19 protein-coding genes are annotated in these 18,248 nt (G+C 42.5%); 7 read left to right on the forward strand and 12 right to left on the reverse strand.

The features are described from left to right. Nucleotides 1-1,183 precede the first annotated feature (1,183 nt). Complete coding sequence (gene cynR, locus EAE93_RS18870) at nt 1,184-2,053, reverse strand: transcriptional regulator CynR (RefSeq protein WP_036809313.1); 870 nt, start codon at nt 2,051-2,053, stop codon at nt 1,184-1,186. 212 nt (nt 2,054-2,265) lie between these two features. On the opposite strand from cynR, the gene EAE93_RS18875 reads away from it, so the two are divergent. Continuing rightward, entirely contained in the window at nt 2,266-2,733 is a 468-nt protein-coding gene (locus tag EAE93_RS18875) for a nucleoside deaminase (protein WP_214040306.1), read from the forward strand. 208 nt (nt 2,734-2,941) lie between these two features. On the opposite strand, the gene EAE93_RS18880 is transcribed toward EAE93_RS18875, so the two are convergent. Then, the gene (locus tag EAE93_RS18880; RefSeq protein ID WP_214040307.1) at nt 2,942-3,277 is read right to left on the reverse strand and encodes a type II toxin-antitoxin system RelE/ParE family toxin; all 336 of its coding nucleotides are present in this window, start codon (nt 3,275-3,277) and stop codon (nt 2,942-2,944) included. Beyond that, complete coding sequence (locus tag EAE93_RS18885) at nt 3,267-3,533, reverse strand: type II toxin-antitoxin system Phd/YefM family antitoxin (protein WP_228998715.1); 267 nt, start codon at nt 3,531-3,533, stop codon at nt 3,267-3,269. Before EAE93_RS18885 ends, EAE93_RS18880 begins: the two co-directional genes overlap by 11 nt. 313 nt (nt 3,534-3,846) lie before the next feature. Between EAE93_RS18885 and EAE93_RS18890 the strand changes: the two genes are divergently transcribed. From EAE93_RS18890 to fis, 5 genes are all read left to right on the forward strand, one after another. Next, nucleotides 3,847-4,089 (forward strand): YhdT family protein, encoded by a 243-nt coding sequence (locus EAE93_RS18890; protein ID WP_214040308.1) that lies wholly within the window; start codon nt 3,847-3,849, stop codon nt 4,087-4,089. Next, complete coding sequence (panF, locus tag EAE93_RS18895; RefSeq protein ID WP_214040309.1) at nt 4,079-5,524, forward strand: sodium/pantothenate symporter; 1,446 nt, start codon at nt 4,079-4,081, stop codon at nt 5,522-5,524. Before EAE93_RS18890 ends, panF begins: the two co-directional genes overlap by 11 nt. Nucleotides 5,525-5,537: 13 nt before the next feature. Continuing rightward, nucleotides 5,538-6,428, forward strand: a complete 891-nt coding sequence (prmA, locus tag EAE93_RS18900; protein ID WP_046395114.1) for a 50S ribosomal protein L11 methyltransferase — start codon at nt 5,538-5,540, stop codon at nt 6,426-6,428. A gap of 283 nt (nt 6,429-6,711) precedes the next feature. Continuing rightward, nucleotides 6,712-7,677: a tRNA dihydrouridine synthase DusB gene (gene dusB / locus EAE93_RS18905; protein ID WP_036776082.1), complete on the forward strand. Its 966-nt coding sequence runs from the start codon at nt 6,712-6,714 to the stop codon at nt 7,675-7,677. Between the two features lie 25 nt (nt 7,678-7,702). Next, on the forward strand, nt 7,703-7,999 hold the full coding sequence (fis, locus tag EAE93_RS18910) for a DNA-binding transcriptional regulator Fis (RefSeq protein ID WP_010847912.1): 297 nt from the start codon (nt 7,703-7,705) through the stop codon (nt 7,997-7,999). A 203-nt stretch (nt 8,000-8,202) separates the two neighbouring features. Here fis and EAE93_RS18915 read toward each other — a convergent pair whose 3' ends face one another. Then, on the reverse strand, nt 8,203-9,366 hold the full coding sequence (locus EAE93_RS18915; protein WP_214040310.1) for a Bcr/CflA family efflux MFS transporter: 1,164 nt from the start codon (nt 9,364-9,366) through the stop codon (nt 8,203-8,205). 102 nt (nt 9,367-9,468) lie between these two features. Between EAE93_RS18915 and EAE93_RS18920 the strand changes: the two genes are divergently transcribed. Continuing rightward, the gene (locus tag EAE93_RS18920) at nt 9,469-10,248 is read left to right on the forward strand and encodes an AraC family transcriptional regulator (RefSeq protein WP_214040311.1); all 780 of its coding nucleotides are present in this window, start codon (nt 9,469-9,471) and stop codon (nt 10,246-10,248) included. A 172-nt stretch (nt 10,249-10,420) separates the two neighbouring features. On the opposite strand, the gene EAE93_RS18925 is transcribed toward EAE93_RS18920, so the two are convergent. The 8 genes from EAE93_RS18925 to EAE93_RS18960 form a co-directional block, all read right to left on the reverse strand. Then, nucleotides 10,421-11,680 (reverse strand): insecticidal delta-endotoxin Cry8Ea1 family protein, encoded by a 1,260-nt coding sequence (locus EAE93_RS18925; RefSeq protein WP_214040312.1) that lies wholly within the window; start codon nt 11,678-11,680, stop codon nt 10,421-10,423. A 29-nt stretch (nt 11,681-11,709) separates the two neighbouring features. After that, entirely contained in the window at nt 11,710-12,111 is a 402-nt protein-coding gene (locus EAE93_RS18930; protein ID WP_110091358.1) for a hypothetical protein, read from the reverse strand. Nucleotides 12,112-12,810: 699 nt separating this feature from the next. Beyond that, the gene (locus EAE93_RS18935) at nt 12,811-13,026 is read right to left on the reverse strand and encodes a hypothetical protein (RefSeq protein ID WP_214040313.1); all 216 of its coding nucleotides are present in this window, start codon (nt 13,024-13,026) and stop codon (nt 12,811-12,813) included. A 33-nt stretch (nt 13,027-13,059) separates the two neighbouring features. Continuing rightward, the gene (gene livF / locus EAE93_RS18940) at nt 13,060-13,761 is read right to left on the reverse strand and encodes a high-affinity branched-chain amino acid ABC transporter ATP-binding protein LivF (protein WP_036809342.1); all 702 of its coding nucleotides are present in this window, start codon (nt 13,759-13,761) and stop codon (nt 13,060-13,062) included. Nucleotides 13,762-13,763: 2 nt separating this feature from the next. Beyond that, entirely contained in the window at nt 13,764-14,537 is a 774-nt protein-coding gene (gene livG / locus EAE93_RS18945) for a high-affinity branched-chain amino acid ABC transporter ATP-binding protein LivG (RefSeq protein ID WP_214040314.1), read from the reverse strand. After that, on the reverse strand, nt 14,534-15,811 hold the full coding sequence (locus tag EAE93_RS18950) for a high-affinity branched-chain amino acid ABC transporter permease LivM (protein WP_214040315.1): 1,278 nt from the start codon (nt 15,809-15,811) through the stop codon (nt 14,534-14,536). The genes livG and EAE93_RS18950 overlap by 4 nt, the downstream gene beginning before the upstream one ends. After that, nucleotides 15,808-16,734 carry a high-affinity branched-chain amino acid ABC transporter permease LivH gene (gene livH / locus EAE93_RS18955; protein ID WP_214040316.1) on the reverse strand — a complete coding sequence of 309 codons (927 nt, stop codon included), beginning with the start codon at nt 16,732-16,734 and terminating at the stop codon, nt 15,808-15,810. The genes EAE93_RS18950 and livH overlap by 4 nt, the downstream gene beginning before the upstream one ends. 61 nt (nt 16,735-16,795) lie before the next feature. Continuing rightward, nucleotides 16,796-17,908: a branched-chain amino acid ABC transporter substrate-binding protein gene (locus EAE93_RS18960; protein WP_110086366.1), complete on the reverse strand. Its 1,113-nt coding sequence runs from the start codon at nt 17,906-17,908 to the stop codon at nt 16,796-16,798. Nucleotides 17,909-18,248: the final 340 nt, after the last annotated feature.

An 18,248-nucleotide genomic window follows, 5' to 3' on the forward strand; every position in this document is an offset into this window, starting at 1 on the left:
GTAAAAAACTCGGTACTATACTGATATTGGAAGAGAAAACATCAGGAAAAACGGCTTTTAAATCTATTAACCGCATTAAAAAAATTTCTCAAAAAAAAGATTTTGCATGCCTGAAAAGAGTTTACGCAAAATGGGGATAGTCATTAAAAAAACTGAGAGGCTTTTAGATTAGATATGAAAAAAAGAACAAAAACGTTTAAAAGCATTAAAGATGATTAAAGAAATGAGCTATTTCCCTTTTTTGGCGATCGTAAGCACCTTTTTAGCGGTGATTAACTCAGTTATCCATCAGACAAAGGTTAAAAAAATAGGTTCCGATTAATACCAGATTTTTAAGCAAGACAGAATGACTAAAAAACAGTTTACTCTTTGCCATATTTAATGCATTTATCAGCGATGCTATACTCCGTTTATTTTATAATTACCTAATCTGCTATGACCATTTAAAAGCTTAAATACAGAGATATTAAAGCTTTTAATATAAAAGGTGGATTTAACTAAATACATGCAACTTTTCAAAAGGAGAGTTAATTGTATTTAATCGAAGTCATTAACCATTAAAAGAAAGTCGAAAAGAAATCAGCATGCAAAAGAATATTATCCGAATAGATGGGTATTAACGCGCTTTCTCATCGTTATTTTATGAAGAAAACCATAAAAACAACGCAATAAAAAAACGGATAAAACGATTAATCTGGCAGGATTAACATCCTGAAAAAACGGGGGATTATCTGAAAAAACATCAAGGGTAGCGATCTATTAAAACTACTCAGAATGGCCGGTAAAACAGCGTCAGTAAAGGGTATGATTAACATTGGTTTAACGTAAAACACGATATCCTATAGTGATTAAACTTAATAAGAATCAGGCGGTAAAAGTGGTAACAAACAGTCAAAACACTATACTGATTAAAATCCCAAATTAAAAAAGTGATTTTAAATAACAGTTTAAAACCCGCTCATGATAAAACTCAAAGTGGGATGAGACTGTAATTTAAACTGGATTTACACTATTTAAATTACAGTCTCAATACCTTATCCCACCCACTTTTTAAATTAATAATCTTTTACTCTATAAATAATTTCTCCAGATAGTGAGATACTTTTATACAACTTATTAAATAATTAACTTTTACAAAAATAAACTCATGTAAATATCAATTAAAAAAATAGTAACACCAACATTAATATTCCAGCGCAAGCTCGATAAACGCCCGCGCCGCCGCCGTCTGGTAAGCTCCTTTTCGCTGCATGAGAACCGCCGTTCTTTGTAGCAGTGAGGGGGTTAGAACAATCGAAACCAATTCCTCCCGATCACAGGCAATCTTTGCCGGCAGCAACGTGGCAAGGCTTGTATGTCGGATGATCTCAATGACAGCGCTTAGCGAATTGGCCTCCATCAAAACGCGGGGACAAATGTCGTTCTGCCTACAATAACGATCGATCTGCTTCCGTGTAGCGAACTCAGACGTGAGGAGAACCAGAGACTCGTTGTTCAGGGCTTTCAGACTCATCGTTCGACACTTTGCAAGGGGATGCTCCTTACCAACGACCAGCGCTAGCGTCTCCACCAGAAGTCGTTGTGCATCGATATCAGGCGAGTGGATCTCATCAAACGCAATCCCGACATCAAGTTCGTCATCGACCAGAAGCTCTTCAATGCGCTCCTGCGACATCTCCCGAACCGTTAACGTGATGTTGGGATAGAGATTGTGGAACGACTTGACCAAGGGGCCGATAAGATAAGTTGTGAACGTCGGCGTGACGGCAACGCGCAGAGAACCGCGACTCAGATCACTAACATCGTGGATCGCACGCTTTCCTTCCTCCAAGTCCTGTAATGCCCGTCGTGCATAGCGGAAATAGACCTCGCCAGCATCCGTCAGCCGCATGGTACGTCCGGTCCGATCAAACAGTTGCGCCCCAAGGGTTTCCTCAAGCTGCTTAATCTGCTGCGACAATGCCGGCTGAGACACATGCAAGGCTGTAGCGGCACGCGTGAAGCTGTGGTGCTCGGCCACGGCAAGAAAGTAGTTGATATGTCGTAAAAGCATGTGGGTCTCCATAAGGTATGCCTATGGAGTGCATAATAAATCAGTCTTTTACCTTATGGATATCCGAAAGTAATCTTCAATCCATCTTTTCGTTACACGACACAGAGATCAACCATGAAAGAGATCATCAAAGGCTTTCTGAAATTCCAGCACGAACTCTCTGAGTCTGCAACCACGCTTTGATTCAATCTATTTTTAATGAGGTTTTTCCTATGAATTTTGTAAAACGCACTATCGACCTTGCGATGAAAAATGTGGAGCAAGGAGGTCGGCCGTTCGCCACCGTGATCGTACGTGACGGCGACATCATCGCTGAAAGCCCGAATCTGGTAGCACAGACCTGCGATCCGACCGCACACGCGGAAATCCTGGCTGTACGAGAAGCGTGCAAGAAGCTCGGGACCGAGCACCTGACCGACTGCGATATCTACATTCTCGCCAGCCCCTGCCCGATGTGCCTAGGCTCGCTCTACTACTGTAGCCCGAAACAGATTATCTACATCACCACACGCGAAGACTACGCACCATTCTACAAGGATGATCGCAAGTACTTCGAGCTGGATACATTCTACGCAGAGTACGCTAAACCCATCGAGGAACGCCGCTTGCCCATGATCCAAAAGAAGGATGAAAGCGCTATCAAGGTGTACCAGCGCTGGCAAAAGCTGAACAAGAAGTGACTCTCTGGCTTCTGGTCGGACATCCAGAATTTGAGATCGACATGGCAATACGACCATCGTGATTGCCTTTCATATGTCACATTATCGGGATTTTAAAAACTTCTACTGTGGATTATCCTTGCTGTGGTGTCGAACATGATCGTGATATCAACGCAACGATCAACATCCAGCGCAAGGGCGCGAAAGAATTACAGGCGGCGGGGAGCAGTCACTGGCGTAGGCAGTATTGAATAAGCGCCTGCCTAATACTTTGCTTGGTACTTAAAAACAGTAATGGATAAACGATACCTTCTGACTCAGAAAAACGGTAAATAGCTCTCAACTGGAGTTTGGAGTCAACGTAATCGTGATAAGTGGTGAGACCAAGATCTGCTGCTTCTATACATAATGGAGTGCTTTCAGGATGGTCGTTTACCCTTCCCTCAAATCCAGCAATGAAACTATCAAGAAGCTCTTGAGTAGCGACTTGGCCTATATGTCTTGCCAAATAGTAGAACCGATCATGAAGTTGGTCCCGGAATGCAAAAGAATACTCAAATCTCATCAACCAATCCTTTCAGCCCAGCCCTAAGGTTGGCAGATGAAACCGTTCGGCCTGCTTGCACGTCCTTTTCAGCAAAAGATAGCAGTCGTAACAGGGCCATCTGCTCCTGCTGCATTTCAAACTGAACAGGATCTTGAACCACGTAGAGAGGTTCTCCATTTTGCGTGACGATTACGGGGTCGGAAACATCCATAGAAGCCAGTTCTTTCTTGAATGCTGATACTGTAGTTATGCGTGGCGAAGTAAATAGGGTCATAGCGTTCTCCAATAATGATATACAACTCCCAATGAAAGAATATACCCAAATCACCAATGAGTCCATATATGGGCTGTATATGGACATAGCCTGCTCGGATTACTGACAAAGCGCTGTTTTTTTATCCGGCGCTTTGCTTTAATTAAATTCCGTTCACCCGACGGAGATGGCCGCCATGTTAAGAATACCTTCTCCCCAAATTTTCCCGCCAGCAACGCTCTCGCTTGACAAGCTATCACATTTTTCCTGAATGAATTCGCATCTTGCCGTACAATCCTTCTCTTCCCATCTTATTTAATTGCCGGAAGAACGAATGGACAAACGATTTGTTCAATCCCATAAAGAAGCCCTTTGGGCAGTGTTCCTAACGCTCGCTTACCTTATTGGCTGGCTATTGACAGCCTATTTACCCAGTGGTGATCCCGGTGTCACCGGCTTACCTCGCTGGTTTGAAATGGCATGTTTGTTACTACCAGTTGTATTCATTATCTTCTGCTGGTTAATGGTGAAGTTTATTTTCAAAGAAGTCCCGCTGGAGGATGAGAATGCAAAGTGAAGTTATCTTACCTCTGCTTGGCTATCTTGCATTGGTATTTCTGCTGTCAGTTTACGCTTATCGACACCACCAGAAAGGCTCCTTTCTGACTGAGTATTTCCTTGGCAACCGTTCAATGGGCGGTTTTGTATTGGCAATGACCATTACCGCCACCTATATCAGCGCCAGCTCATTTATCGGTGGACCGGGAGCAGCCTATAAATATGGTCTGGGATGGGTATTACTGTCGCTGATTCAGTTGCCGGCAATATGGCTTTCCTTGGCAGTGTTAGGTAAGAAATTTGCCATTCTCGCTCGTCGCTATAATGCCGTTACCCTTAATGACATGTTGTATGCCCGTTACGGCAGTCGTTTTCTGGTTTGGTTTGCCAGCCTCAGTCTTTTAGTCGCTTTTGTCGGCGCGATGACCGTTCAGTTTATTGGCGGCGCACGCCTGCTGGAAACGGCTGCGGGTATCCCTTATGGCACCGGATTAATGATTTTCGGTATCTCTATCGCTCTCTATACCGCATTTGGAGGGTTTAGAGCGAGTGTCCTCAATGATGCCCTACAAGGGCTGGTAATGCTGTTAGGCACTGTTCTACTGCTGGTAGCGATTATCTATAAGGCAGGCGGTCTGTCGGAAGCAGTTACCACATTACGCGCAATCAATCCTGAATTGGTTTCCCCACAAGGCGCTGACCATATCCTTGACGGGCCTTTCATGGCATCGTTCTGGGTACTGGTCTGTTTTGGGGTAATTGGGTTGCCTCACACCGCCGTCCGTTGCATCTCCTACCGCGATAGCAAAGCTGTTCATCGTGGGATTATCATCGGAACCATCGTCATGACAATCCTGATGTTTGGTATGCACCTAGCTGGCGCAATTGGTCGAGCCATTATTCCTGATCTGACCATTCCCGATCAGGTGATCCCAACACTGATGATCACTGTATTGCCGCCATTCGCTGCTGGAATTTTCTTGGCCGCGCCGATGGCCGCCATTATGTCCACAATTAATGCACAACTGCTGCAATCTTCTGCAACAATCGTCAAAGATCTCTACCTAAACTTGTTTCCACAACAAATCGTACAGGAAAAAAAATTGGCTCGGATTTCCAGTTTTTCTACCCTGATTCTTGGTTTGTTGCTACTTTTAGCCGCCTGGCGCCCACCCGAGATGATTATCTGGCTGAATCTATTAGCTTTCGGTGGCTTACAAGCCGTATTTCTCTGGCCATTAATCTTGGGCCTGTATTGGGAAAAAGCCAATGCCTATGGCGCTATCAGTTCAATGATTACAGGGGCAACAAGCTATACTTTGCTCGCGAGTTTCAATATCCATCTATTGGGCTTCCACCCGATCGTGCCATCATTGCTACTTAGCCTGTTGGCTTTCTGGATGGGCAATACTCTCGGTCAGCGATTACCGCAAAAAGCGCTCAGACCTCATTAAAGGAAAATTTTTTATGCCTTGGATACAACTTCGATTAAATACCACAGGACAGCTCGCTGAATCCCTTGGAGATACTCTGATGGAAAATGGCGCAGTCTCAGTCACCTTTCAAGACAGCCACGATAATCCTGTATTCGAACCCTTACCGGGCGAGACCCGTTTATGGGGAGATACCGATGTCATCGGATTGTATGATGCTGAAACCGATATGAAAGCTGTGATCAGCCAGCTCGAACAAGTTCCTGAGTTGGGTGAAGGATTTATTCATAAAATCGAACAATTGGAAGACAAAGATTGGGAGCGTGAATGGATGGATAACTTCCACCCAATGCGTTTTGGCAAGCGCTTGTGGATTTGTCCAAGCTGGCGCGATGTCCCGGACCCAAACGCAGTCAACGTTATGCTGGACCCTGGACTGGCTTTCGGTACAGGCACTCACCCAACCACATCATTATGCTTGCAATGGCTGGACAGTCTCAATCTGGAAGGTAAAACGGTTATCGATTTTGGTTGCGGTTCCGGCATACTAGCAATTGCTGCGCTAAAGCTCGGTGCAACGCACGCTATTGGCATAGATATCGACCCACAAGCTATTCAGGCCAGCCGAGACAACGCTGAACGTAATGGCGTTCTGGAGCGTTTAACGCTATATTTGGCGAAAGATACACCAACTGATCTTGAATCTGATGTAGTAATTGCTAATATTTTGGCAGGCCCTCTGCGTGAACTCGCCCCTGTGATTGGCGCATTACCAAAACCGGGTGGTTTGCTAGGTCTATCGGGTATTTTAACAAATCAGGCAGAAAGTGTTATTCATGCCTATACTGATAAATTCGCAATCGATCCTGTTGCGGAGCAGGAAGAGTGGTGTCGGATATCTGGGGTAAAGATAGTAACAAATTAAAATTATTTTATTTTGATACTATTGCAAGTGTGAATTTTGATCACTTACTGATGGTAATCCGTGCTATCAGTAAACTTGCTGATAGAAATATCCTAAGTGATAAACTTTACCAATAACATATAACACCATGTTATTTATGAATAATTATGTTTATCCCAGAAGAAAAGTTGGAAAAAAGTTGTAACAAATGACGATTTGCTCAAAGTTTGGCCTTTCATATTTTGCGAAAAATGCGTAATATACGCGCCCTTGCAGTCACAGTATGGCCACTCTTTCTTCGTTTATGCGTATCGGACAATACCAGCTGAAAAACTGTCTTATTGCGGCCCCAATGGCTGGCATAACTGACCGCCCGTTTCGGTCGCTATGTTACAAAATGGGTGCAGGTATGACAGTATCGGAAATGCTTTCTTCCAACCCACAGGTCTGGAAGACAGACAAATCCCGGCTACGTATGGTTCACAGTGACGAACCGGGCATTCGTTCCGTGCAAATTGCTGGGAGTGATCCTGATGAAATGGCAGCAGCAGCGAAGATTAATGTCGCTAATGGTGCTCAGATCATTGATATCAACATGGGGTGTCCAGCCAAGAAAGTGAATCGTAAGCTGGCAGGTTCAGCTTTACTGCGTTACCCAGAATTGGTGGAAAAAATTCTTTCTACCGTTGTAAACGCAGTAGATGTTCCTGTTACGCTAAAAATTCGCACTGGATGGTCGCCAGAAGAACAAAACTGTGTAAAGATTGCCCAATTGGCCGAGCATTGTGGTATTCAAGCTCTGACGATCCACGGCAGGACTCGTGCCTGCTTATTTAACGGAGAGGCAGAGTACGACAATATTCGGACAGTTAAGCAGACTGTTGCCATTCCGGTTATTGCCAATGGTGACATTACTGACCCGCTTAAAGCCAGAGCAGTGCTTGAATACACCGGGGCTGATGCCCTGATGATAGGCCGCGCTGCTCAGGGAAGACCCTGGATCTTCCGGGAAATCCAGCATTATCTGGAAACAGGAGAACTGCTGTCACCGATGCCGATTGGCGAAGTACAGCATTTGATGAACGAGCATGTACGGGAATTGCACGACTTTTATGGTCCAGGCAAGGGAGCCCGTATCGCACGTAAGCATGTATCTTGGTATCTCCGGGAACATGCTCCTGATGACCAGTTCCGGCGCACATTCAACACCATAGAGGATGCCAGCGAACAGCTGGAGGTGTTGGGGGCATATTTCGAAAATTTTGCGTAATATAAAGAAAAGAGCTGACAGAACTATGTTCGAACAACGCGTAAATTCTGACGTACTAACCGTTGCTACTGTAAATTCACAAGATCAGGTAACTCAAAAACCTTTACGTGATTCAGTTAAACAAGCACTGAAGAACTATTTTGCTCAATTAAATGGTCAAGATGTTAATGATCTGTATGAGCTGGTATTGGCTGAAGTGGAACAGCCATTGTTGGACATGGTGATGCAATACACCCGTGGCAACCAAACACGCGCTGCCCTGATGATGGGCATCAACCGTGGCACACTGCGTAAGAAATTGAAAAAATATGGCATGAACTAATTACTAAAGTTAGTTCATTAAAAAAGGCGCTGTACCTCTTGGTAAAGTGCCTTTTTTGCCAAACAAAAAAAGTAATGCCGAATTTTGGGGGCCTTACGCAATAAAATGCAGATTATTTAGTTGCCTGGCAATTATAAAATCTGCATTAAACCTTTCTTTTGCCTGATTGGTTTACCATAATTCCAAATCTTCCCAATGTCAGGTCATTCCGTAACTGATAGGTTATTCTCAGCTTTCATTAAAATGAAGTAATTGGTTACAGCCAACAATAAGATAAAACAACCACAACATATCAAGACAACACCAAGATGTTGGTTCCAACCCGCTAGCGCAAGACCTGTGCCTAACATCAAATAATATAGCAAACCCAATAATGCTCCTGCTGTTCCCAATCTATCCGTATAATTAATCAATGCAGAAGCCAGGATGTTAGGAATTGCAATTCCGTAGGCCACAACAATCAAAATCATAGGCAGAATAAACAACCAAGTATCTTCCAGAACCATCATCAATCCACCACCAATCAGAACAATAACAGAAGCAAGAAACACTAAATTTGATGAATTCCACTGTTTGTTGAGCAAGAGTTTATTCAACCAAGCACCAATGCCTACTCCCGATGCCAAAAATAATCCTGTGTAACCAAACATCTCAGGAGAGAATCCTAACCGTTCAAAATTAAATGGAGCTAATTGGTAATAACTGAACAAACATAGGTTAAAGAGGGCTATCAACAGGGCATTACGCCAAATTGCCATATCCTTGAGCATCATAAGTAAAGTACTTGTGAGTGGTATTATCGCCACTGCTACCGGACGGGTTTCAGGCAGATAAATAGCACCCCAACCCGACAGTAATACCGCGAGTAAAGACAAACCCAAAAAAACGCCTTTATATCCCCAGAAGTACACCAAAATAGAACCACTTATCATGCCAATTGCCGGACTTACTGCCAAAGCTACGCCCATGATAGAAAACACGCGAGCTAATTCACTTCCTTGATAAGAATCTCTCATTATTGTTTGAGTTCCTACCGAGCCCACTGCGGCCCCAAATGCAGATAACATTCTGGCCGCCAATAACAGCTCAAACTGACGGCTCAGTAATGCCACTAATGAAGCACCGCTATAGAGTAATAATCCACTCAATATCGTTGGCCGTCTTCCTATGAGATCACACAAACGTCCCCAAATCACCACACCGATGGCGAAAGCAAAAAAATATAAAGATAAAGTTTGAGCGGCTTGTTCGGCACTCACTTTAAATTCCTTTGCGATATCGGTTAACGCCGGGCTATAGATGGTTTCTACAATTTGTGGAAACATCATTAACGCTGTTGCCAGTACAAGTCCAATTTTACGTTGCATTGTATTTTTCTTAATCAGTTAGACAATAAGCGTAAATTAGCACTCCATCAGTTGTCACATTATAATAATAAAGACAATTTATTTATTAAATAGGACATAAATATGACATGGCTTTCTCGTGATGATAGTTTTGATCCTGATAGCCTTGGAGTACCGGTAGTGGGGATTGCAGCCGAACTAGGTCATCATGACTCAGGATTTCATCAACATGAAATGGGGCAATTATTATTTACCCAACAAGGGTGCATTAATATCACCCTGGCAGATCACCTATGCATACTTCCACCAACTCGGGTTGCCTGGATTCCACCGCGTATTATTCATAGAGCAGAAATAAAAGAATCCGTCGGATACCGCTCAATTTATCTGGATGTAAATCAAATCGGATACTTAGCGGAACACGTTGAGGTATTGGAAGTTACACCTCTGTTACGCGCAGTATTAGAACGAATAGCGCTGGCTCCCTTTAATACAGATTGGTTACATGGAGCTGCTGCTAACCTATTGGCCGTCTGCCTTGACGAAATCCATCTGGCAAAAAGAGAACCGACATTATTACCGCTCCCTTTCGACCGTCGTTTGGCCCGTATTCCTCTGACCACACTGCCACCACCACTCAAAATACTTGCCATGAATATCGGCGCCAGTGAGAAAACCATCAGTCGGATATTTCGCCGAGAAACAGGATTGAGTTACCAGCAGTGGCGGCAACAGTGGCGTTTGATCAAATCTATAGAATTACTGGCAAAACAGGGAAATTTGTCATCTGTCGCTAATGAATTAGCGTTTTCCAGTGATAGCGCTTTCATCCTCTTTTTCAAAAAAATGACCGGTCGATCCCCAAGGGAATATATGTTTGCTTATAAGGAACGTGGTTATTGAAGTAAATAGTTATTAAAGTAAATAGTTATTGAGATAATATACAAAAATTGCCGACATCAAAAGCATGATTCACCATATGAACAGAGATGCCGGCAAATGTATCAAATAAAGAAGATAATTAAATAAAAGCTAATAACATTCTACGTATATAAAATATACTTATTAAAAGCTATTATTTTTCATCGTCATTTATCAGTTGATAAGATACAGCAATATTTGCTGCCTGACCGGCTAATGGGCTGTAATCACTGGACAAATATATCCCTGCAATATAGTGGCTTTCACCGACATGAAATTTCCTATACCGAGATGTTCCAGGAGAACCTAATGACAATGAACGACCATCTCTCAAAGTAAAGACCGCTTGATCAACAGCACCATTGCCCCATACTTCCAAACTGGTAATTCGACTACCATTCAGAGAAATAGATGACGTCTCACCAGATATTGTACCTAATTGATGGCGACTACCATCATCAAATACAACTGTCAGACCTCCGACCCTCGCTGCCCCGCCAATACGCACAATATGTCCCGTTAACGAATCTATCTTTCTTCTTTTTCCTCCATTAAGAGCCGGTTTGAGAGGTGGAGTCATATCTTTCTCTGGAGTCAATGCCTGAATTCTGGCTTTTGCTGTTTGACGGTCAAAGAAAGTAGAATAACTTAAAACATCAACATAGATTCTATTATTTACAGACTCAGCTTCACTTAATCTATCCCAAATACTGATATATTCAATTCCATGTAAACGACAGTGACCATGAACAGACATCACATTATTTGCAACAGTATCAGCCGTCGAGTTATTAAGAGCATCATTTAACTCTCTATCATATATATTATTAATATAGCTATTAGCCTGTTCTACCGTCTTTTTAATTAATCCTCGGACTTTTTCAATATCGATATTACTAAGCCCAATTTCATCTTTTCTCTCTAAACCAGCAACCCAATATGTTATCTGCATCATAACCGTAGTAGAAAACATGGGTAATATCTGATAGTTAACATCATCGGAAAAATTATTAAATTTTTTGTGATAACCGTCTATATTTTCTGCCAGGTTATTAAAAGCACTCCTCGCTTCTTCTGATCCTGGGTGCTTATCAAGAAGATCAGCAACGGTTGCCATCCGCTCTTGTATATATGCAATATCACCTGCAAGGATACCTTTAATCGTCTTTAACGCAGACTCCTCTATCATCCTTTCAATTTGTTTGACAATCCCTTCCCATATATTTTCTTTCGATTGAGGCCAGAATAAACCGACTAAAAAAGATATAGCAGGGCCAACTGAGGGTATAAAAGAGATTCCCCCTATGATTGCATTTTTTACAATGTCAGTAACATCCCACTCTAATGCACTCGTTTTTACCGCATATTCATTAGCTACAATGGTTCTTATGTCTAAAACATTTTCTGTCTGCATAATGAAACCCTTCAATTAAGATAAGATGTTTAGACCAAATTTGCCGTCACATAAGCAACTTTATCCGAGTTATTATAGATAACAAATTTACTATAATAAAAGGAGTTGCTAGGCACATTTAATACCTTATCTTCTCCTAATCCTACATCTATCGAACCAGACTCAAACCATTCAGAGGTAAAACTATGAGACCAGTAAAATTTAGCCGTAACACTATTTGCTAGCCCTGTATTAACAACTCTCAGAGATTTTCTGGATTCTGGAATTATTGGCGTATCTATTCTAAATACTTCCACACTAGCATGAGGTGATATAGTCAGTTCACTCAAAGGACCAACTGCATTTAAGTCTTTATATACTGGAACAGGGGAATTAGAGTAAACTTCTGCTTTCTGTTCATCTGAATCAACAACAATAGTTATTCTAGACATATTTATTTTCCTCATTCAAATTTAAATAAGACTCATTCAACTTACATATAAATATTTTCAGAACACAGTATTACCACTTAATTAAAGATACTCTTTAACCATTATAGAACCACTATTACCTTTGAAATTTAATTCCCCAATATATTATGTGGACTTTACATACCACAATAACTCACCAGAACAATAAGATATCCATATTATAATTAATGTCATTAATGAGACATATCTGAAACAAACCACGATAATAAAAAACTATAGCAGATATATATTTCATGTCAACGCTCTGCTTCAATTAAATTACTATTATTTAAGAGTTATTGAAATTATATGATATATAAAAAATACATATAAAAAACATATATAAAAAATTTAAATAGAAATTATTACCATTATGTTATTCACCTGAATTTATAATATTAATATTGGTTACTATAGCGCTATATAATTCTATTCTTTATTTTACAAATTTACCTTTATCCGGTGAAATATAATAATTCACCAAATTCACTCACAACGTTAAAATGACAACAAAATATATTTCTGCCATATCCGCATCAATAATATTTTTATTACCAATTGATTATATCTTCTACAAGATAACAGATGAACTTTCTTAAAATCATTCTCTTTCTGATGAAAGAAAGTTAGCTTAATAATAGAAAAATAATTTTGACTGTAGATTTTAGCTACTCAAATATACTAAATACAATTAATTGACCTTTCATTACTCCACCAATAAACTATATAGCTTAAAATATGACAAAAAAACCCAGAAAAAATAAGGGCGGGTTTCAAGGCATTTGAAACCACACTCGTTGCCCCGACCCCAACTAATACCAAACTTAAAGCATTATTAATGGCGTCCTCACCTTGGGAAAAAACAACCTTCCCAGTACTACGAGGATAATCAACCATCTTACTTCCCTTCCTGTGAAAAAGAATACGTCTCTATCCTCCCAAATACGCATTTCTCACAGCTTCATTAACCAATAATGCAGACCCACTGTCTTCCAGTACAATCTTACCGTTTTCCAATACATATCCTCGGTCAGCCAATTTCAACGCCTGATTTGCATTCTGCTCAACCAAAAAGATTGTCATCCCCTCTTCCCTCAACTGCTGAATAGTATCGAAAATCTGAATAATCACTATCGGCGCCAACCCCAATGAAGGCTCATCCAGCAACAATAATTGTGGCTGGCTCATTAAAGCGCGACCAATTGCCAACATTTGCTGTTCACCACCGGACATCGTTCCAGCCCGCTGGTGACGCCTTTCCTGTAAACGCGGGAATAGATCATAAACCCGCTCAAGGCGCTTCGGATACTGAGTCCTATCAGCAAAAAAGCCGCCCATTGCCAAATTCTCTTCCACTGTCATACGAGCAAACACTCTGCGCCCCTCGGGAACAATCGCAATGTCCTCACGCATAATACGAGATGTCGGCCATTGGGTGATCTCCTTACCACGAAAAATTATGGAACCTTCGGTTGCTCTGGGTTCACTACATAAGGTACTGAGCAACGTTGTTTTTCCTGCGCCATTTGCACCAATTAGAGTGACGATTTCCCCCTGCTGAATATTCAGGCTGACCTGATGTAATACCTGAACTTCTCCATAATGGGCAGATACCCGATTAAATTCCAACATAATTAATACACCTCACCCAGATATGCCCGGATAACATCCGGGTTGTTACGAATCTCTTCTGGCCGTCCTTGCGCTAAAGACATTCCCTGATTAACAACATAGATACGATCTGATATTCCCATCACCAATTTCATATCATGCTCGATCAACAATACAGAAACTTGATGATATTCCCTCAGTTCAGCAATTAAAGCATTAAGCTCTGCTGTCTCTTTTGGATTCAGCCCCGCAGCAGGTTCATCCAACATCAAAATCTGCGGACGAGCTACCATACAGCGGGCAATCTCCAAACGCCGTTGCTGACCGTATGCTAGATTACCGGCCTGTCTGTTTGCCAGTGGTAATAAACCAATCCGTTCTAACCAAGTTATGGCCCAATCTACAGCCTTAGATTCTGCCCGGCGGAATGCCGACGTTTTAAAAAGACCGGCAAAAAGACCCCTTTTCAGGTGCTGATGCTGCGCTACTAATAGATTTTCAATCACCGTCATCTCTCGGAACAACCGCACATGCTGGAATGTTCTGATAATGCCCATACGTGCAATGGCCTGCCCAGATAACCCTTCCAGATGCTTTTCTCGCAGCTTTATGGTACCGCTAGTCGGACAGTAAAATCCGGTCAGACAATTAAAGATCGTGGTTTTCCCAGCACCATTAGGGCCAATAAGAGAAACAATTTCCCCCTGATTTAGCCTCAAGGCAATGTTGTTAACCGCCAGCAAGCCACCGAAGCGCATGGTCAGATCGGAAACTTGCAATAATGGCGTTGCACTCATGCTTGCTTTCCTCCCTGTACCGGTCGTTCCAATTTAACATGACGGCGTTTTGTCGGTAGCAACCCTTGCGGGCGCCAAATCATCATCAATACCATCATTGCCCCTAGCAGCAACATACTGTAGGCATTCAGGTCACGCATCATCTCACGGGAAACCACCAACAAAATAGCCGCCAGAATCACCGCAGTCTGTGAGCCCATCCCACCGAGTACCACAATCGCCAGCACAAAAGCAGATTCAACAAAAGTGAAGGACTCCGGGCTGACGAACCCCTGCCGGGCAGCAAATAAAGTACCGGCAAAACCGGCAAATGCAGCACTGATAGTAAATGCAGCCAGTTTAATTCGGGTTGGACTTAAACCAAGAGAGCGACAAGCAATCTCATCTTCACGCAGCGCTTCCCATGCCCGGCCTAATGGCATACACAGTAGCCGATTAATAATAAATACTGTCAGTATTACCAACAGTAACACCACCAGATAGAGGAAGATGACCCGATCACTGGGATCATATTTCAAGCCAAAGAAGCTGTGGAAAGTGTCCCAACCTCCCTCTTTCACACTGCGGTTAAATTCCAACCCGAAGAAAGTCGGTTTTGGGATCTGGCTGATACCATTCGGACCACCGGTTATTTCAGTATTATTCAACAGTAGAATGCGAACAATTTCACCAAAACCAAGGGTAACAATTGCCAGATAGTCACCTCGCAATCGCAATACCGGAAAGCCTAACAACAGCCCCGATAAAGCCGCCGTTAACCCCGCCAGCGGTAAGCTCTGCCAAAATCCTAATCCGTAATAGTGACTCAGCAAAGCGTAGGTATAAGCGCCGATAGCATAAAAACCTGCATACCCAAGTACCAGCAACCCCGACAAACCAACCACGACATTCAAACCCAACCCTAGCATGACATAAATTAACGTCAGCGTAGCAATATCAACACTACCACGGGAGACAATAAACGGCCAGACAATTGCAGCAATAATGACCAATATTGCCAGTAACTTTTGCCTTTTAGTTGAGCCATCGAAATCCGGCAACGACCAGCTTTTAATTGGCACTTTCTTCATTGTCTGCTGAACAACCGGACGCAATAGCTGGAACAGAAAAACAATCGCACAGCCAATACCAATCCATAACCATCGCACTTCATCAGCACGATGGACGACCAACTTCGTGCCGTCCAGCGACAACTGCATTCCCATCATAAAGGCAGACAACACAAATAAAACGACTGAGGCGATAACGGCATTCATCCAATTGGCATGTTTCATACTTTTTCTACCTCTGGACGGCCTAAAATTCCAGTGGGCATAAACAACAGCACAACAATGAGTAAAGCAAAGGAAACGGCATCTTTATATTCTGTGCTCAAATAAGCAGAAGTTAGGGCTTCTGAAATTCCCAAGATCAAGCCACCAATCATCGCTCCCGGGATACTGCCAATTCCTCCCAATACCGCTGCGGTGAAAGCTTTCATTCCTGCCATAAAACCGATATACGGATTTATCACACTGTAGAACTGCCCCAACAAAACACCAGCTACCGCGGCCATTACCGCTCCGATAACAAAGGTCAAGGAAATCACTCTGTTAGTATTGATCCCCAACAAACTGGCCATTTTCAGATCTTCCGCACAAGCACGGCAGGCACGTCCCATACGGGAATAGCGAATAAACAGTGTCAATATCAGCATGGCAAGAAATGTCACTATCCAGATGGTCAGTTGCATTGCGCTAAGACTGGCAGAAAATCCATCGCTTTCACCTAATACCCACTGTCCGGTAATCAGGCTAGGTAAGGCCAGATCGCGAGAACTTTGTGACAGGCTGACATAGTTTTGCAAGAAAATAGACATCCCAATTGCTGAAATCAGGGCAATCAGGCGCTTGGAATGGCGAACAGGTCTGTAAGCCACTCGTTCAATACTCCAGCCATAAGCAGCAGCAATGACAATTGATGTTAAAAAAGCGGCACTAATCAGCAACCAGCCCAAATCAATTCCCATCATGATAAGAGCCGCAATCACAATAAAGGAGACATAGCTACCAATCATGTAAACTTCACCATGAGCGAAGTTAATCATCCCGATAATGCCGTAAACCATCGTATAACCAATGGCAATCAATGCATAAGTACTACCCAGAGTCACTCCATTTAACATCTGTTGTAAAAAATAGAGAAATTGCTCCGACATACGTTGTACCTCTGGAATAACAGCGCCTGGCAAACAGGCGCTGATGACCGTTCTAATGACTTTACTTCACAGAAGTGGAAGAACCATCTGCATGCCATTCAAAAATACCGAATTCGAATCCTTTTAGATCGCCAACAGCATTCCAGCTCAGTGTTCCCATTACGGTATCCACTGGATTCGCTTTCAAGTCTTTCACCAAATCAGTCGGTTCCATACTACCGGTACGGTTCATTGCCGCGGCCAGAGATTGCAGAGCAGCATAGGTGGTCCAGACGAACGGGCCTGTCGGATCGTTTTTCTTACCTTTGATCGCCTCAACAATAGCTTTGTTCACCGGCACCTGATCGTAACGCTTAGGTAATGTGACTAACATGCCCTCGGAAGCGGCTCCGGCGATATTGGATAGTGAGGAGTTACCTACACCTTCCGGCCCCATAAAACGAATATTCAGACCGGACTGCTTAGCCTGACGCAGAATTTGCCCCATTTCAGGGTAGTAGCCGCCAAAATAGACAAAATCCACATTTTCTTTTTTCAGGCGGGCAACCAGAGCCGAAAAATCTTTATCACCAGCCGTGACACCTTCAAACAGGACAATATTGGCTCCCGCTTTTTTCAATTTATCAAGAACAGATCGCGCTAGCCCCTCTCCGTATTGCTGTTTATCATGAACAATAGCTATACGCTGAGGTTTAATCTTTTCAGCAATATATTTCGCTGCTGTTGGTCCCTGATCAGAATCCAGCCCGGTAGTACGCAGAATCATCTGGTAGCCACGAGTTGTCAGATCGGCATTGGTTGCCGCTGGTGTAATCATTATGACACCTTCATCTTCGTAGATGTCAGATGCCGGTTGAGTAGACGAAGAGCATAAGTGGCCGATAACATAACGAATGTTATCATTAATCACTTTATTCGCGACGGCCACAGCCTGTTTCGGGTCACACGCATCATCATATTCAACGCCCACCAGCTTATTGCCATTAATGCCCCCTTTAGCATTGATATCTGCAATTGCCTGACGGGCGCCAGTAAATTCCATATCACCATATTGCGCAACTGGACCAGACATTGCCCCCACAATCGCCACTTTGATCTCTTGCGCCCACAGTGAGTGACTCATCATCATGACAATACACCCTGTTAATAGGCTTTTACCTGTTATGACTTTCATGTTATTTATCCCCGTGTTGTTATTAATCTAATTTATTGTGCTTACCTTTTAGATCTCCGATTATCTAATGGGATAACCGTGATCTTTTGTGATCGCTGATTAGATAAAGTAATTTTTATGAATAAGATTTTATTTTTCATGTTATTAAAATAGCATTTCATGCTTAAAATCAAATGAACAAGGTAGCTAAAAGCATTAATTACAGAATAAAATACCGCCAAAATTGATTGGAATTTAGACAAAATATAGTGTGATATTCTGGTTAAATATTAGTAAAGCAATCTTTCGCTCGAAATATCGATCATGTTAAAAACATTTTTCCAGTAATGTATAAAAGCGG

It is taken from the genome of Photorhabdus akhurstii (assembly GCF_018448925.1).
GTDB classification, from domain to species: domain Bacteria; phylum Pseudomonadota; class Gammaproteobacteria; order Enterobacterales; family Enterobacteriaceae; genus Photorhabdus; species Photorhabdus akhurstii.

Coding starts and splice junctions, on each gene's coding strand:
- prmA (WP_046395114.1), top strand. CDS start 5,538: ATGCCTTGGATACAACTTCGATTAAATACCACAGGACAGCTCGCTGAA.
- dusB (WP_036776082.1), top strand. CDS start 6,712: ATGCGTATCGGACAATACCAGCTGAAAAACTGTCTTATTGCGGCCCCA.
- EAE93_RS18925 (WP_214040312.1), bottom strand. CDS start 11,680: ATGCAGACAGAAAATGTTTTAGACATAAGAACCATTGTAGCTAATGAA.
- EAE93_RS18930 (WP_110091358.1), bottom strand. CDS start 12,111: ATGTCTAGAATAACTATTGTTGTTGATTCAGATGAACAGAAAGCAGAA.
- EAE93_RS18875 (WP_214040306.1), top strand. CDS start 2,266: ATGAATTTTGTAAAACGCACTATCGACCTTGCGATGAAAAATGTGGAG.
- EAE93_RS18890 (WP_214040308.1), top strand. CDS start 3,847: ATGGACAAACGATTTGTTCAATCCCATAAAGAAGCCCTTTGGGCAGTG.
- panF (WP_214040309.1), top strand. CDS start 4,079: ATGCAAAGTGAAGTTATCTTACCTCTGCTTGGCTATCTTGCATTGGTA.
- EAE93_RS18880 (WP_214040307.1), bottom strand. CDS start 3,277: ATGAGATTTGAGTATTCTTTTGCATTCCGGGACCAACTTCATGATCGG.
- EAE93_RS18935 (WP_214040313.1), bottom strand. CDS start 13,026: ATGGTTGATTATCCTCGTAGTACTGGGAAGGTTGTTTTTTCCCAAGGT.
- cynR (WP_036809313.1), bottom strand. CDS start 2,053: ATGCTTTTACGACATATCAACTACTTTCTTGCCGTGGCCGAGCACCAC.
- livF (WP_036809342.1), bottom strand. CDS start 13,761: ATGTTGGAATTTAATCGGGTATCTGCCCATTATGGAGAAGTTCAGGTA.
- EAE93_RS18915 (WP_214040310.1), bottom strand. CDS start 9,366: ATGCAACGTAAAATTGGACTTGTACTGGCAACAGCGTTAATGATGTTT.
- EAE93_RS18960 (WP_110086366.1), bottom strand. CDS start 17,908: ATGAAAGTCATAACAGGTAAAAGCCTATTAACAGGGTGTATTGTCATG.
- EAE93_RS18920 (WP_214040311.1), top strand. CDS start 9,469: ATGACATGGCTTTCTCGTGATGATAGTTTTGATCCTGATAGCCTTGGA.
- EAE93_RS18885 (WP_228998715.1), bottom strand. CDS start 3,533: ATGACCCTATTTACTTCGCCACGCATAACTACAGTATCAGCATTCAAG.
- EAE93_RS18950 (WP_214040315.1), bottom strand. CDS start 15,811: ATGAAACATGCCAATTGGATGAATGCCGTTATCGCCTCAGTCGTTTTA.
- livG (WP_214040314.1), bottom strand. CDS start 14,537: ATGAGTGCAACGCCATTATTGCAAGTTTCCGATCTGACCATGCGCTTC.
- livH (WP_214040316.1), bottom strand. CDS start 16,734: ATGTCGGAGCAATTTCTCTATTTTTTACAACAGATGTTAAATGGAGTG.
- fis (WP_010847912.1), top strand. CDS start 7,703: ATGTTCGAACAACGCGTAAATTCTGACGTACTAACCGTTGCTACTGTA.